This is a genomic window from Roseateles sp. GW821-FHT09B06 (assembly GCF_059418245.1).
The window spans coordinates 69,735-83,718 of record NZ_JBWKPM010000001.1 but is presented as its reverse complement, the minus strand read 5'-3'; the positions used below and the strand labels follow the sequence as shown (position 1 = coordinate 83,718).

Genomic DNA, 13,984 nt, shown 5'->3' with positions numbered 1-13,984 from the left:
GCGGAGCCCGGACACGAACAGTCCCCGCGGACCGTTTGTGCCCGGCGAAGCCGGATCAGCGGCTCCCGCTAGGCAGAGAACCGGCGCTTCCGCAGCGAGCGCCCGGTTTGGCCACCAGCTGCTTTCATGAACCCTTCATGAACAATTCCCCGACCCTACCGCGCCCGGGCTGGCAGGTCGCCGCCCTGGCCCTGCTGCTGGGCCTGCAGCCGATCTGCACCGACCTCTATCTGCCCGCCCTGCCGGCGCTGCGCGCCGATCTGGCTGCGCCGATGTCGGCCACCCAGCTGACCCTGTCGGCCCTGATGCTGGCCTTCGGCCTGGGTCAGCTGCTGCTGGGCCCGCTGAGCGACCGCTACGGCCGCCGCCCGGTGCTGCTGGGCGGCCTGGCGCTGTTCGTCGCGGCGGCGCTGGGCGCCGTGCTGGCCGGCAGCGTCTGGCTGCTGGTGGGCTGCCGTGCGCTGCAGGGCCTGGCGCTGGCGGCCGCGGTGGTGGGCGCGCGCGCGATGCTGCGCGACTGGTTCGAACCCCAGGAGGGCGCGCGGGTGATGGCGCGCGCGCTGGGCGGTCTGGGCCTGCTGGCGATGCTGAGCCCGCCGCTGGGCGGCTGGCTGGCCGGCGCCTTCGGCTGGCGCTGGGCCCTGCTGGCGATCGCGCTGGCCGGTGCCGCGGCGCTGGCGCTGATCGCGCTGCGCATCCCGGAAAGCCTGGCAAGACCCGACCCTGCGGCCCTGCACCCGCGCCGCCTGCTGGCCGGCTGGGCCCTGGTGCTGGCCCATCCCTCGTTCCGCGCCTACACCCTGCTGACCGCACTCGCCTACGGCGCGCTCTACACCTTCCTGGCCGGCTCCGCCTTCGTCTTCATCGAGGTGCTGGGCCTGGCGCGCGCCCATTACGGTCTGCTGGTCGGGCTGGGCGCGGGCATCTATGTGCTGGGCACCCTGCTGTGCCGGCGCTGGCTGGCGCGGCTGAGCCTGGCGCGGACCGTGCGACGCGGCGCGGTGTTCAGCTGCATCGGGGCGCTCGGCCTGGGCCTGGCCGCCTTCGTGCTGCCGCCCTCGCCCTGGGCCCTGATGCTGCCCCATGTCTTCATCATGCTGGGCCATGGCGTGCTGCAGCCCTGCAGCCAGGCGGGGGCCGTCGGCCCCTTCCCGCGCCAGGCCGGTGCCGCCGCGGCGCTGTCGGGCTTCGCGGTGGCGCTGACCGCCTTCGCCGTCGGTGCCTGGCTCAGCCATGCGCTGGACGGCACGGTGCGGCCGATGGCGGCCACGATGATGGTGCTCGCCCTGGCCGCCGCGCTGTGCGGCTGGACCCTGGTGCAGGCCCAGGAGAGGCGGCCGCTGGCCGCGCGCGCGGCATGACGGGTCCGCAGCTGCGCCCCCTGTGCATCGCCGGGCCCACCGGCTGCGGCAAGACGGCCGGCGCGCTGGCCCTGGCCGAGTTCCTGCCGGTCGAGATCATCAGCGTCGACTCGGCTCTGGTCTACCGCGGCATGGACATCGGCACCGCCAAGCCCACGGCCGCCGAGCGGGCCGCCGTGCCGCACCACCTGATCGACATCCTCGATCCGCGGGACAGCTACAGCGCCGCCCAGTTCGTGCGGGAGGCCAAGGCGCTGGCCGCCGAGATCCAGGCGCGCGGCCGCCTGCCGTTGCTGGTGGGCGGCACCATGCTCTATTTCAAGGCCCTGTTCGACGGGCTGTCGAGCCTGCCGCAGGGCGACGAAGGTTTGCGCGCCGAGCTGGATGCCGAGGCCGAGCGCATCGGCTGGCCCGGCATGCATGCGAAGCTGGCCGCGGTCGACCCGATCACCGCGGCGCGCCTGGCCCCCGGCGACTCGCAGCGCATCCAGCGCGCGCTGGAGGTCTGGCGGCTGACGGGCCGACCGCTCTCCACCCTGCATGCCGAGCAGGAGCGCAGCGCCGGGGTCGACTGGCCCCTGCTCTCGCTGGAACCGCGGGACCGCGCCTGGCTGCACGAACGCCTGGCGCAGCGCTTTCATCAGATGCTGGCGCAGGGCCTGGTGGCCGAGGTCGAGGCCCTGCGCGCGCGCGGCGACCTGTCGCTGGAGCTGCCCGCGATGCGCTGCGTCGGCTATCGCCAGGCCTGGGAGGCGCTCGACAGCGGGGACATGCGCGCCCTGCCCGAGCGCGGCATCGCCGCCACCCGCCAGCTCGCCAAGCGCCAGATCACCTGGCTGCGCAGCATGCCGCGACGCCAGGTCATCGACTGCCAGTTGCCCGATGCGCCGCTGCACCTGCTGGCCGCGGCGCACCGCCTGCTGAACGGCCATGGCCCTGCTTGAGGCCCGCGGCCTGACCAAGCGCTACGGCGACACCACGGTGTTTGCCGGCGTCGATCTGGCGCTGCGGGCCGGCGAGTTGGTCGCGCTGCTGGGCGAATCGGGCTGCGGCAAGTCCACCCTTCTGAACTGCCTGGCCGGGCTGGACCAACTGGACGAGGGCCAGGTCTTGCTGGACGGACAGGACATCGCGCGCCTGGACGAGGCTGGCCAGGCCAGGCTGCGCCGGCGCAGCCTGGGCTTCGTGTTCCAGGCCTTCCATGTGCTGCCGCACCTGACGGTGGCCGACAACGTGGCGCTGCCGCTGCTGCTCCTGCAGCGCCCGGATCCGCAACGCGTGCGGCAGCTGCTGGCCGCCGTCGGCCTGGCCGAGCTGGGTGCGCGCCTGCCGCGCCAGCTCTCGGGCGGGCAGTTGCAGCGCGTCGCAATCGCGCGCGCCCTGGTGCATCGTCCGGCCCTGGTGCTGGCCGACGAGCCGACCGGCAATCTCGACCCGCGCCATGCGGCCCAGGTGCTGGCGCTGCTGCGCGCGCAATGCCGGCAGGAAGGCGCGGCCTGCCTGCTGGTCACGCATTCGGAGCGCGCCGCCGTGGCGGCGGATCGCTGCCTGCTGATGGAAGCCGAGGGCCTGCGGCCATGGCAGCCTCATCCGCACGCGCATTAGCCGCCTGGCTGCGCACCCTGTCCTGGCCGGCGCTGCGCGCGCAGGGCCTGCGCCAGCTGCTGGCGCTGCTGGCCGTGGCACTGGGCGTGGCCCTGGCCTATGGCGTGCACCTGATGAACGCTTCGGCCCTGGCCGAGTTCGGCGCCGCCCAGCGCAGCCTCGCCGGCACGCCCGATCTGGTGCTGCAGGGCCGTAGCGGCCCGCTGGCCGAGGCGAGCCTCGACGCGCTGGCCGAGCAGCCGGCCGTGGCCCAGCTGCAGCCGCTGATCGAGGCGCGCGCCCAGGTGCTGCGCCCGGGCGGCCAGCGCCTGGGCCTGCGCCTGCTGGGGCTGGACCCGCTGCAGGCGGCCCAGTTCAGCCCGGCCCTGCTGCCGCAGCCCTTCGATGCGCGCACCGAGCCGCTGCAGCTGCTGGCTCCCGACGCGCTCTATCTGAACGATGCGGCGCTGCAGGCCCTGGGCCAGCCGCGGCCCACGCTGCTGAGCCTGCGCGTCCAGTTGGAAGGCCGGCCGCGCAATCTCGAGTTGCGCCTGGCCGGCCGGATCGCGGCGCCGGGCGCGCCGCTGGCGGTGCTTGACATCGCGGCAGCCCAGGCCCTGCTCGGCCGCCTGGGCCGCGTGGACCGCATCGAGCTGCGCCTGCAGCCCGGCGCCCGCGCCCAGGAGCTGAGCCTGCCGGCCGGGGCCCAGGCCGCGCCGCCGCCCGACGAGGGTGCCGAGATGGCGCGCCTGACCCGCGCCTACCGCGTCAACCTGGGCGTGCTGGCCCTGATGGCCCTGTTCACCGGCAGTTTCCTGGTGTTCGCGGTGCAGTCGCTGTCGGTGGCGCAGCGCCTGCCGCAGCTGGCCCTGCTGGGCGTGCTGGGCATGAGCGCCAGCCAGCGCGCCGCGCTGCTGTTGGCCGAGGCCGCGCTGCTGGGCCTGCTGGGCAGCGCGCTGGGCCTGGCCCTGGGCGCCGGGCTGGCCCGGCTCGGCCTGGCACTGCTGGGCGGCGACCTGGGCAGCGGCATGCTGGGCGGCCAGGCGCCGGCGCTGCGGCTCGAGGCCGCGCCCCTGCTGCTGTTCGGCGGCCTCGGCCTGGCGGTCTGCCTGGCCAGCGCCTGGCTGCCGGCGCTGGCGGTGCGGCGCATGGCGCCGGCCCAGGTGCTGAAGGGCCTCGGCGGCCTGGCGGCGCCGCGTCCGCCGGATTGGCTCGGCCCGGCCCTGCTGCTGATCGGCGCCGCGCTGGCCCAGTTGCCGCCGCTGTGGGGGCTGCCGCTGGGCGCCTATCTGGGCATGCTGAGCCTGCTGCTGGGCGGCCTCCTCTGCGTGCCGGCCCTGGTGCAGGGCCTGGCCGCCCTGCTGCCGCGGGGCCGCGCCGGCAGCCTGCTGCTGCGCGAGCGCGCGCACCGGCAGGCGGGAGAGGCCACGCAGATGCTGGCCGGCGTGCTGGTGGCGCTGGCGCTGTCGGTGGCGATGCTGGTGATGGTCAGCAGCTTCCGCGATTCGCTGGCCGGCTGGCTGCGCCAGATGCTGCCGGCCGATCTCTATGTGCGCAGCAGCCTGCGCGAGGCGGACCGCCAGAGCGCGCCGCTGCCCGCCGGCTTCGTCGAGGCGGCGCGTCGCGGCGGCCTGGCCGCCGAGCTGGCGCCGCAGCGCAGCCGGCGCGCCTGGCTGGACGGCCATCCGGCCCAGTTGCTGGCCCGGCCCTTGCCGGACGAGCGCCGCCTGCCGCTGGCCGGCGCGCTGGCACAGGCGCCGGCGCCGGGGCTGCTGCCGATCTACGTCAACGAGGCGCTGCGCGACGAGCTGGCCTTGCGGCCGGGCCAGCGCCTGGCGCTGTCATTGGCGCCGGGCGCCGCACCCGCCAACGCCTATCTGCGCGGCGTCTGGCGCGACTACAGCCGCCAGAGCGGCGCCCTGTTGCTGCCCTATGCCGATTACCGGCGCTGGAGCGGCGACCCGGCCGTCACCGAGCTCTATCTGTGGCTGCGGCCCGGGCAGGATGGCCTGCAGCTGCAGGCGGCGCTGCGCGCGCTGGCGGCCGAGCCGCAGGACCTGGAGCTGGCGGCCAGCGGCGAGTTGCTGGCGCAGTCGATGCGCCTGTTCGACCGCAGCTTCGCGGTCACCTACTGGCTGCAGGCCGTGGCCCTGGGCCTGGGCCTGTTCGGCATCGCGGCCAGCCTGTCGGCCCAGGTGCTGGCGCGGCGGCGCGAGTTCGGCCTGCTGCTGCACCTGGGCTTCACGCGCGCGCGCCTGCTGGCGCTGCTGCTCGCCGAGACGGCGCTGTTCGGCGCCGCCGGCGCGCTGGCCGGCCTGCTGCTGGGCCTGGCGATCAGCGCGGTGCTGGTCTTCGTCGTCAACCCGCAGAGCTTTCACTGGAGCATGGACATGAGCTGGCCGGGCCTGCGCCTGGCCGGGCTGCTGGCGGCCGTGATGGTCGCGGCGCTGCTCACGGCCTGGCTCGGCGGCCGGCAGCTGGCCCGCGCCGATGCGGTGCAGGCGGTCCGGGAGGATTGGTAGGAAAACCTCGATCTGTCGGCAAGAAAGCCGGTGGCACGGCGGTGCAGGGGAAGCACCGCCGCGTGGCGGTCGGTCTTGCGTCAAATGGCAGGCCGCCGCCGCCGGAGGACATCGCTCATGACTTCAGCGCTTGCGCCGGAATCGGGTAGGTCCGGAAGCGCTTGCCCGAGGCGGCGTAGAGGGCATTGACAAACGCGGGAGCCACCACCGCCGTGCCGATCTCGCCCATGCCGCCGGGATCGCCCTCGCCCTTGACGAGATGCACCTCGATGGCGGGCGACTCGCTCATTCGCACCATGGGGTAGTCGTGGAAGTTGCTCTGCTGCACGCGGCCGCGCTCGATGGTCAGCGAGCCATACATCACGGCCGTCAGCCCGAAGACATGGCCGCCTTGCATTTGCGCGAGCACGATGTCCGGATTGATGACGGTGCCACAGTCGACGGCCGAGGTCATGCGATGGACCTGCACCGCGCCGTCCGCGCGGACGCTGAGCTCGACGACCAGCGCGACATAGCTGTTCCATGCGTTGAGCAGCGCCACGCCCATACCCCTTCCGGGCGGCAGCTTGCGGCCCCAGCCCGCTTTCTCGGCCGCGAGGTCCAGGACGGCCCGCGCGCGCGGATTCCCGTCGAGGTGAGCGCGACGAAAGGCCACCGGATCGGCCTTGCCCCGCGCCGCGAGCTCGTCCATGAAACCTTCGTTGACGAAACAGTTATGCGTTGGCCCCACGCCGCGCCACCAGCCGGTGAGCAGCCCCGCGGGCGGCTCCGAGCGCACATACTCGACGTACTTGACAGGTGTCGAGTACGGCCCCGCCGCCGCATCGACGGCGTCCGGATCCGCGGAACCCGCGGCCATCCATTGCGGCGCATAGCGCGCGACGATCGACGATCCGCCGATGCGATGGCTGAAGCCCACGACTCGGCCCGAAGCATCCAGCGCGGCCGACAGCTCGTCGCAGTAATACGGCCGGTAGGTGTCGTGCTGCAGGTCCTCCTCGCGGCTCCAGATCAGCTTCACCGGGCCGGCGACCTGCTTGGCGATCTTCGCCCCCTGCTCGACATAATCGGCATCGAGCTTGCGTCCGAAACCGCCGCCGAGGAGGTGGTTGTGCACCGCCACCTGCTGCGCCGGCAGGCCCAGCACCCGCGCGACCAGGCCCTGCACGCGCGCGGGCGCCTGCGTTCCAAGCCATACGTCGCATCCGTCGGCCCGGACATGCAGCGTGCAGTTCAACGGCTCCATCGTCGCATGCGCCAACGGTGACGCCTCATACCGGGCTTCGAAGGTCTGCGCGGCGCTTGCGCGGGTTTGGGCGAAGTCGCCTTCCCGCACCGCCACCGCCCCGGTTTTCCTGAGGTCGGCCTTGATCGTGTCGCGCCAGGTCTGGCTGGAAAAGTCCGCATTGGCGCCTTCGTTCCATTCGATCACCAGCGCGGCGAGGCCCTTCTTCGCCGCACCGTAGTGATCGGCCACCACGGCGACGATGCTGTCTGCCACCACGACCTGGCGCACGCCCCTCACGGCACGCGCTTTCGTGTCATCAACGTGGCGCACGGTGCCGCCGAACACCGGCGAGTTCGCCACCGCCGCCACCTTGACGCCGGGCGGACGCACGTCGATACCGAAGACGGCGCTACCGTCCACCTTGGCGCGCGTGTCCAGCCGCTTCATGGGCGTGCCCACCAGCGCGTAGCGCCGCGGGTCCTTGGGGACGACGCCGGACGGCAGCGGCCGTGCGGCAGCCCGCGCCGCGAGCGCACCGTACGACAGGCGACGGCCGCTGGCGGCATGGATCACCTCGCCCCGATGCGTCGTGCAATCCTCGGGCCGGACCCTCCACTCGTCGGCGGCTGCGCCCACGAGCATCGCGCGGCTGGTGGCACCCGCGCCGCGCACCGCCTTCCAGGCGGCGCTGACGGAGGCGGAGCCGCCGGTGATCTGCAGGCCGAACTGCGGATGCGCGTAGGCCTTCTCGTCCGCGGGCGCCTGCTCGATCGTCACGTCCGACAGGGCCACGTCGAGCTCTTCGGCCAGCATCATGGGCACGGCGGTGAAGGTCCCCTGGCCCATCTCGGTAAAGGGCACGATGAAGGCCACCCGGCCGCTGCGCGCGATGCGGATATACACATTGGGCCGGAAATCCGCGTCGGCCGCAAAGGCCTTGCCCATCGGCAGGCGGAACGCGAGCAGCATTGCCGCGCCCGCACCCGCCGAAACCCGCAGGAAGCTGCGACGCGACGGCGATGCATCGCCGCACTCCTCGATGACCGTGTGGGTTTCCATGCTCATCAACTCCTTGCCGCCCCGGCGCCGCCGGCTGCGGCGATCTTGATCGCTTCCTTGATGCGCGCGTACGTGCCGCAGCGGCACACATTGCCACTCATCGCGGCGTCGATGTCCGCGTCGCTCGGATTCGGCTTGCCCGCCAGCAGGGCCGCCGCCGACATGATCTGTCCGGACTGGCAGTAGCCGCACTGCGGCACGTCCTTGGCGATCCAGGCCGCCTGGATGCGCTTGCCCGCGGGCGTGCGGCCGATCGCCTCGATCGTGGTGATCGCGGCCCTGCCCACGGCGCCGACCGGCGTCACGCAGGAGCGCACCGGCTTGCCATCGAGGTGGACCGTGCAGGCGCCGCACAGCGCCATGCCGCAGCCGAACTTGGTGCCGGTCATCCCCAGCACGTCGCGGATCACCCACAGCAGCGGCGTGTCTTCGTCGACGTCGGCGACATGCGCCCGGCCATTGATCTTCAGCGTGTACGACATCGTGTCACTCCTTTCGCGCGTCAGAGCGCAAGGTCTATTTCAGCTGCAGCACCCACTTCACCAGCGTGCGCGCCTCCGCTTCCGAGACCTGCGTGTTCGGCGGCATCGGAATCGGCCCCCAGACGCCCGAGCTGCCAGCCAGAACCTTGCCCACCAGCCTGTCCTCGGCATCCGCCCGGCCCGCGTACTTGGCAGCGACGTCGCGGTACGCCGGACCAACGAGCTTGCTGGCGACCGAGTGGCAGTTCAGACAGTTCCTGCTCCTGGCCAACTGCTCCGAGGCGCTCGACGGCTTCGATTCGGTGACCGTCGCGGCCCCCCCTCCTCCTGGCGAACGCTGGCCGAAGCTGACGGCATAGGCCGGGAATCGCAGGGCAAGCACCGGATCGGCGGAGGGCTCGATGCCCGGGGGCAGCGACACGGGGTTGAAGAGAAGGGCCCGGTCTGCCTCGGCATCGGCGACGAACTTGTCCACCGTGATGGTGCCCAGCTCGACGATCGGATTGCCGGCGGGCCAGGCTCGCGCAGGGTCGTTGACGTCGTCGCCGAGCCCGGCCAGTTGCGCGACGAGCGTGAACTTCACCGGGGCCTTGGCAAGGTGCGCCGGCAGTTCGTCCATCAGGTAGTTGGGCGCGACCTTGGCGGCGGCGTCCTCGGACAGATACTGCTCCCCCGCAGCCGGACGCAGTTGGTAACGAACGTAGCGGCTCTGGCCCTGGGCGTTCGTGAACCTGAAGGCATTCAGTCCGAAGTAGGTCATCGTGCCGAAGCTCAGCGGTGGCGGATGGAAGGTCGTGACATATGTGCGCACCGTCGGATGGGTCGCAACGAAGCGCTCGAACGGGGTCGGTTTCGGCACATCCGGCCCACTGGCGATCGCGGCGTTCAGCAGGGCCAGGAACTCTTCCGGCGTGGATACCGGAAACGCCTTCGTGGTGTTGGTCACGATGTCCGTCGATCCGCCATCGGCCAGGTGGAAGCGCACGGCCATCCCGTGCGGACGCGCATCGCGCGAGGCATCGGAGAAGTTGATGCGGCCACTGTCATTGGAGAAGCGCACGGTGATCGGCACGGGCGCCGCGAAGTGAGGCGCCTTGCTCAGCGTGCGCGCCGAGTCGGAGGGAACGAACTGCCCGGTGGCCGTGACGCCCTTGGCGTGATTGGCGCGGTACCCCGGATGGGGACCGTCGGCGATCTTGTTGAGCGCCTCGACCAGTTCGACGGACAGGGGCTTCTGCGCGGCGGCCGGCGCGTCGCCCGCCGCCGCGGCAGGGGCGACGACGGACGCCAGGCCCAGCGCTACCAAAAGGCGTGAGTGCATGACTTCTCCTCGGGGCTCGATGGCTGCGCTGCTCGTCTGCGCAGGCGCAGCCGCAGCTCACTTCGCTGACTTGCCCAGCCTGCCGGTGTAGTCGTCCAGATGCGTCTCGAGATCCACGTTCTTCTGCAGCCCCTGCTGCAGCAGCGTGCCGATGCGCTGCTGCGCGGCCGGGCGCTGCACCGACGTGAGGAAGGCCTCCCACTCGGCACCGATCTGCTCGTTGCTCGGCAGGCTGCTGGCGTCGACCAGGCGCTTGATGTCGGCGATGGTCTGCTTGTCGAAGCTGGCGATGCGGCGCGCCATCGTGTCGACGAAGCCATCCAGCTCGGCATCGGGCAGCGCGCGATTGACGTAGCCGTAGCGCTCGGCGATGTCGCCGTTGAGGTAGGTGCCGGTCATCAGCACCTCCATCGCGCGGCCGCGGCCGATCAGGCGCGGCAGCCGCGCCATCGGGCCGCCGCCCGGCGCGAAGCCGGCGCCGATCTCGAACTGCGACAGCTTGGCCTTCTCGCGGCTGGCGAAGCGCATGTCGGTGGCCAGGGCCAGCTCGCTGCCCACGCCGGTGGCGCGTCCGCGAATCGACGAGATCGACACGACCGGGGCCTTGCTCAGCCGCACCAGCATGTCGGGCAGCTGCGGCAGGCCGGTCTTGCCGGGCGGCAGGAAGTCGTAATGCGTCAGGAAGAAGTCCGGCACATCGCTGTCGAACACCACGACGCGCACCTGCGGGTCGGTCTCGATCGCGGTCACGACCTGGTTCAGCTGCGGCATCGTGCCCGGGCCGTAGATGTTGAACGGCGGGTTGTGGAAGGTGACCCGCCAGTACTCGGGCGTGACGCGGGTCAGCCGGACCTGGTCCTTGGCGTCGGTGACGGACTGGCGCTTGGGGGCCGCGGCCGTCTGAGCCTGGGCCGGGCTGACGAACGCGATGCCAACGGCGATGAGCGCTGCGGCGATCAGGGGCAATTTCATGGCAAGACTCCAAGGTGGAAGTAGTGCGGGTCGCGCGCGGGCAGGACCCGGCGCACGCTCTGGAAGACCTCAAGCGGCGGGGTCACCACTTTCGGCACGGATGGGAGATGGGATCCTCGACTTTGCAATTCATGGTGTTCCTTTCCTGGGACTGCCGACTACCACGAAGACCAAGTCAGCGCGCTGGGCCGGACTCGCGAAGTCATCCGTTCAGGGGCATCTGACCACGCAGGCACGGATCGGTAAATCGGACTTAGGTCCTATCCCGATGCCCAACCCTCGTCGGTGGCGACGGCGACGCAAGGCCGGAGGCTCTCGGCCTGGTTGCTTCTACGCCTTCGAGCTGCAATTGGACAAAGCCGCCTGCTGAAGGCCGGGACCGAGATCGTCATCCGGTCGCACGCCATGGATCTGCTCGCCGCCTTGGCGAAGCAGCCCGAGCGCCCGCTCACTCGCGCTGGCCTTCATGCGCGTCCGTGACGGCGTGTCGGCCCAAAACCGAGGTCGAAAGCGCAGCGCCTGCCGCGAAGCCGTCGGGCGGGCTGCTTCGAAACAGCGCTCCTGAGGAGAGCTTCAGAAAATCTTCAGGCCGGCTCCAAGGACATGCGAGGCCGAATGACCGATGCTTGAATCAACGCCTAGCACTCAAACAAGCCGTCTTCCAGGAGCCTTCCATGCCGAGAAGCGTCAACTCAGCCCTGCATTCGGTCGGCCCGTGTTGCGCTATCTGCAACGGTTCGGCAGCGGACATCGGTGTTTTTGCCGCGGCGGTCGCACACGAGGTCAAGCAGCCGCTTTCCGGTATCGCCATCAACGCGAGCACCTGCCCGCGCGTCCTGAGCGCCGAAACACCCAACATCGATGGCGCCATCGAGACGGCGCGGCGATCCGCCGCGATGGGGATGATGCCCTTGCGGTCGTGTCGCGTGGGCTCCGACGGAGCGGAGGCCTGGTCGCCGGCGACGAAGTTGCCAGGCTGATGCGCGACCACTGCGAACAGCCGATCTCCATCCTGGCGCGATGGATCGTCGATCGCACGATCATCCATCTCGAATCGCGCGGGCAGCTCCTGATTCCGCTATTCCAGTTCGATAGCGACTGCATGCGGCCCGCCGCCCGCGCCGTCGGCGTGATACAGGCGCTGCGCGATACCTTCGACGATTGGGAGATTGCACTGTGGTTCGTGACGCCCAATGTCTGGACCAATGGCCGGCCGCCGGTGGACGCATTGGCTCCGGATCCGGCAGCCGTTCTGGCGGCGGTACGCGCGGATCGGTTCATTGTTACGGGATGAACCGCGCAGGCGCCGAGCGATTCGTGCCAGCCGCGCCCCGTTCAAGCAACAATGAGTGCCTGCGGAGAGCGGGCCACGACAAAATCTCGAGACCACGCGGCATCGGACACATCGAACATGGACCCAGAAGCGATCTACCCTCAATCCGTTAGCGGCCGAAGTCTCAATGAATTCAGAGACTTGCGGCTTGGCCCATAGCATTCAGACGCGCTGGTGATGCCGCCGCATCTGCCGCGCCGCGCCTGGCTGCTGTGGGCCCTGGCCGGGCCTGCGCTGGCGGCCGAGCCGGCGCCGGGCGTGAGCCGGCGCGCGCTGCGCTTCCCGCGCGACTTCGGCGCGCACCCGGAGACCGCGCTGGAATGGTGGTACCTGACCGGGCTGCTGGGCGAGACCGACGCGACCCCGCCGCGCTACGGCTACCAGCTGACCTTCTTCCGCCTGCGCAACCGCGACCCGGTCGTGCAGGCGCATCCCAGCGCGCTGGCACCGCGCCAGCTGCTGCTGGCCCATGTGGCGCTGAGCGACCTGCGCGGGCAGCGCCTCCTGCACGAGCAGCGTCTGGCGCGCATCGGCCCGGGAGGCGTCCATGCGGCCGAGCCGGACTGCGATCTGCGCCTGCGCGACTGGAGCTTGCGCCGCACGGCCGAGGGCTATGCCGCGCGCTTCGGCGGCCACGACTTCGCGCTGGCACTGGAACTGCGCACGACCGCCCCGCCGCTGCTGCAGGGCGAGGCCGGCTATTCGCGCAAGGGCCCCGATCCTGCCCAGGCCAGCCATTACTACAGCCGGCCGCAGCTGCAGACCCGGGCCCGGCTGAGCCTAGCGGGCGCCTCACCCCAGATCTTGCAGGGCCGCTCCTGGCTGGACCATGAATGGAGCGACCAGCTGCTGGCCCCCGAGGCGGTGGGCTGGGACTGGCTGTGCGTCAATCTGCTGGATGGCCGCGCGCTGACCGCCTTCCGCCTGCGCCGCAGCGACGGCAGCAGCCTGTGGAGCGGCGGCGGCTGGCGCGCCGCGGACGGCACGAGCCGCAGCTTTGCCGACGGCGAGCTGCAATTGCAGCCGCTGCGGCACTGGCGCAGCCCGGCCAGCCGGGCCGACTATCCCTTGGCCTGGCGCCTGAGCGGCCCGGGCATGGCGGGCTGGCATTTCGAGGCCCTGATGGATGCCCAGGAGATCGACGCGCGCGCCAGCAGCGGGCTGCTCTACTGGGAGGGGGCGGCCGCGCTGCGCGACGCCGACGGGCGGCTGCTGGGCTACGGCTATCTGGAGCTGACCGGCTACGCCGGCCGCATGCGGCTCGGCTAGCCGGACATTCAACCAAGCGGCCGGTTCAGCACGCCGGAGCGTCCCGGCAGCAGGCCGGTGCTGGCGCGCACGCAGTTGCGGCCGGCCGACTTGGCCTGATGCAAGGCCTCGTCGGCATCGTTGATCAGCTGGTCCAGCGTGATGTGGTGGGCATGCAGGGCCGCCACGCCCAGGCTGGCACTGACCGGCACGTCGCGTCCGTTCCAGTGGAAGTCCAGCGTCTCGATGCGCTCGCGTATGCGCTCGGCCACGTCCAGCGCGCCCAGCGGGTCGGTGTGCGGCAGAAAGACGATGAACTCCTCACCGCCAAAGCGCGCCAGCATGTCGGCCTGGCGCAGGGTCTCCAGCGCCGCCTCGGCGATGCCGCGCAGCAGCTGGTCGCCGCAGCGCTGACCATGCTGTTCGTTGACCTGGCGGAAATGGTCGACGTCCAGCAGCAGCAGGGCACAGGGCATCTCATAGCGCTTGGCGCGCGACCATTCGCGCTCCACCAGCTCCAGGAAATGACGGCGGTTGTAGGCCCCGGTCAGCGCATCCAGCAGGGTCTGGCGGCTCAGGTGGCGCTGGGTGCGGTCCAGGTGGCGCAGCAGGCTCAGCAGCAGGTAGCCGAACAGGGCGACCAGGCCGGCGCTGAACAACACCACGGCCAGCGGCCCGTCGAACAGCCGGGACAGCCCCAGCGCCGCCAGGGCGGTCGCGATCACCAGCAGCGCCAGCGACCAGCGGTGGCCCAGTCGCCTCAGCCAGCGGTGCGAGGCCGGCAGCCAGGCCGGCGGGTCGGTGAGGAGGTGCTGCATCCGGAGGGACCGTCAATCGCGCCTATTCAATGCGCTTCAATCGCCACGCCCCTATT

Annotated in this window: 12 protein-coding genes; 7 read left to right on the top strand and 5 right to left on the bottom strand. The window is 71.4% G+C overall.

Annotated elements, in window-relative coordinates:
• Positions 1-137 precede the first annotated feature (137 nt).
• Genes AC07OQ_RS00405 through AC07OQ_RS00390 form a run of 4 tightly spaced genes read left to right on the top strand, consistent with a single transcriptional unit; the run spans position 138 to position 5,467 of the window.
• Complete coding sequence (locus AC07OQ_RS00405) at positions 138-1,361, top strand: Bcr/CflA family efflux MFS transporter (protein ID WP_495051099.1); 1,224 nt, start codon at positions 138-140, stop codon at positions 1,359-1,361.
• Entirely contained in the window at positions 1,358-2,305 is a 948-nt protein-coding gene (gene miaA, locus AC07OQ_RS00400; RefSeq protein WP_495051098.1) for a tRNA (adenosine(37)-N6)-dimethylallyltransferase MiaA, read from the top strand. Before AC07OQ_RS00405 ends, miaA begins: the two co-directional genes overlap by 4 nt.
• Positions 2,292-2,966, top strand: coding sequence for an ABC transporter ATP-binding protein (locus AC07OQ_RS00395; protein WP_495051097.1), 675 nt, complete (start codon positions 2,292-2,294; stop codon positions 2,964-2,966). The genes miaA and AC07OQ_RS00395 overlap by 14 nt, the downstream gene beginning before the upstream one ends.
• On the top strand, positions 2,939-5,467 hold the full coding sequence (locus tag AC07OQ_RS00390; protein ID WP_495051096.1) for an FtsX-like permease family protein: 2,529 nt from the start codon (positions 2,939-2,941) through the stop codon (positions 5,465-5,467). Before AC07OQ_RS00395 ends, AC07OQ_RS00390 begins: the two co-directional genes overlap by 28 nt.
• A 115-nt stretch (positions 5,468-5,582) precedes the next feature.
• On the opposite strand, the gene AC07OQ_RS00385 is transcribed toward AC07OQ_RS00390, so the two are convergent.
• From AC07OQ_RS00385 to AC07OQ_RS00370, 4 genes are read right to left on the bottom strand one after another with little or no spacing between them, the layout of a single operon-like run.
• A complete protein-coding gene (locus tag AC07OQ_RS00385; RefSeq protein ID WP_495051095.1) occupies positions 5,583-7,754 on the bottom strand; it encodes a xanthine dehydrogenase family protein molybdopterin-binding subunit in 2,172 nt (723 codons plus the stop codon).
• A gap of 5 nt (positions 7,755-7,759) precedes the next feature.
• A complete protein-coding gene (locus AC07OQ_RS00380; RefSeq protein WP_495051094.1) occupies positions 7,760-8,236 on the bottom strand; it encodes a (2Fe-2S)-binding protein in 477 nt (158 codons plus the stop codon).
• A 34-nt stretch (positions 8,237-8,270) separates the two neighbouring features.
• The gene (locus AC07OQ_RS00375) at positions 8,271-9,557 is read right to left on the bottom strand and encodes a catalase (protein ID WP_495051093.1); all 1,287 of its coding nucleotides are present in this window, start codon (positions 9,555-9,557) and stop codon (positions 8,271-8,273) included.
• 57 nt (positions 9,558-9,614) lie between these two features.
• Entirely contained in the window at positions 9,615-10,529 is a 915-nt protein-coding gene (locus AC07OQ_RS00370; protein ID WP_495051092.1) for an enoyl-CoA hydratase/isomerase family protein, read from the bottom strand.
• A gap of 674 nt (positions 10,530-11,203) precedes the next feature.
• Here AC07OQ_RS00370 and AC07OQ_RS00365 point away from each other — a divergent pair.
• From AC07OQ_RS00365 to AC07OQ_RS00355, 3 genes are all read left to right on the top strand, one after another.
• Positions 11,204-11,509, top strand: a complete 306-nt coding sequence (locus AC07OQ_RS00365; protein ID WP_495051091.1) for a hypothetical protein — start codon at positions 11,204-11,206, stop codon at positions 11,507-11,509.
• On the top strand, positions 11,509-11,823 hold the full coding sequence (locus AC07OQ_RS00360; RefSeq protein ID WP_495051090.1) for a hypothetical protein: 315 nt from the start codon (positions 11,509-11,511) through the stop codon (positions 11,821-11,823). Before AC07OQ_RS00365 ends, AC07OQ_RS00360 begins: the two co-directional genes overlap by 1 nt.
• A 216-nt stretch (positions 11,824-12,039) precedes the next feature.
• Complete coding sequence (locus AC07OQ_RS00355) at positions 12,040-13,131, top strand: lipocalin-like domain-containing protein (protein ID WP_495051371.1); 1,092 nt, start codon at positions 12,040-12,042, stop codon at positions 13,129-13,131.
• A gap of 8 nt (positions 13,132-13,139) precedes the next feature.
• On the opposite strand, the gene AC07OQ_RS00350 is transcribed toward AC07OQ_RS00355, so the two are convergent.
• Entirely contained in the window at positions 13,140-13,928 is a 789-nt protein-coding gene (locus AC07OQ_RS00350) for a GGDEF domain-containing protein (protein ID WP_495051089.1), read from the bottom strand.
• Positions 13,929-13,984 lie beyond the last annotated feature (56 nt).

Excerpts from the sequence above, each read along its gene's own strand:
- AC07OQ_RS00365 (WP_495051091.1), top strand. The coding sequence starts at position 11,204 with ATGCCGAGAAGCGTCAACTCAGCCCTGCATTCGGTCGGCCCGTGTTGC.
- AC07OQ_RS00405 (WP_495051099.1), top strand. The coding sequence starts at position 138 with ATGAACAATTCCCCGACCCTACCGCGCCCGGGCTGGCAGGTCGCCGCC.
- AC07OQ_RS00360 (WP_495051090.1), top strand. The coding sequence starts at position 11,509 with ATGCGCGACCACTGCGAACAGCCGATCTCCATCCTGGCGCGATGGATC.
- AC07OQ_RS00395 (WP_495051097.1), top strand. The coding sequence starts at position 2,292 with ATGGCCCTGCTTGAGGCCCGCGGCCTGACCAAGCGCTACGGCGACACC.
- AC07OQ_RS00350 (WP_495051089.1), bottom strand. The coding sequence starts at position 13,928 with ATGCAGCACCTCCTCACCGACCCGCCGGCCTGGCTGCCGGCCTCGCAC.
- miaA (WP_495051098.1), top strand. The coding sequence starts at position 1,358 with ATGACGGGTCCGCAGCTGCGCCCCCTGTGCATCGCCGGGCCCACCGGC.
- AC07OQ_RS00370 (WP_495051092.1), bottom strand. The coding sequence starts at position 10,529 with ATGAAATTGCCCCTGATCGCCGCAGCGCTCATCGCCGTTGGCATCGCG.
- AC07OQ_RS00375 (WP_495051093.1), bottom strand. The coding sequence starts at position 9,557 with ATGCACTCACGCCTTTTGGTAGCGCTGGGCCTGGCGTCCGTCGTCGCC.
- AC07OQ_RS00385 (WP_495051095.1), bottom strand. The coding sequence starts at position 7,754 with ATGGAAACCCACACGGTCATCGAGGAGTGCGGCGATGCATCGCCGTCG.
- AC07OQ_RS00355 (WP_495051371.1), top strand. The coding sequence starts at position 12,040 with ATGCCGCCGCATCTGCCGCGCCGCGCCTGGCTGCTGTGGGCCCTGGCC.
- AC07OQ_RS00380 (WP_495051094.1), bottom strand. The coding sequence starts at position 8,236 with ATGTCGTACACGCTGAAGATCAATGGCCGGGCGCATGTCGCCGACGTC.
- AC07OQ_RS00390 (WP_495051096.1), top strand. The coding sequence starts at position 2,939 with ATGGCAGCCTCATCCGCACGCGCATTAGCCGCCTGGCTGCGCACCCTG.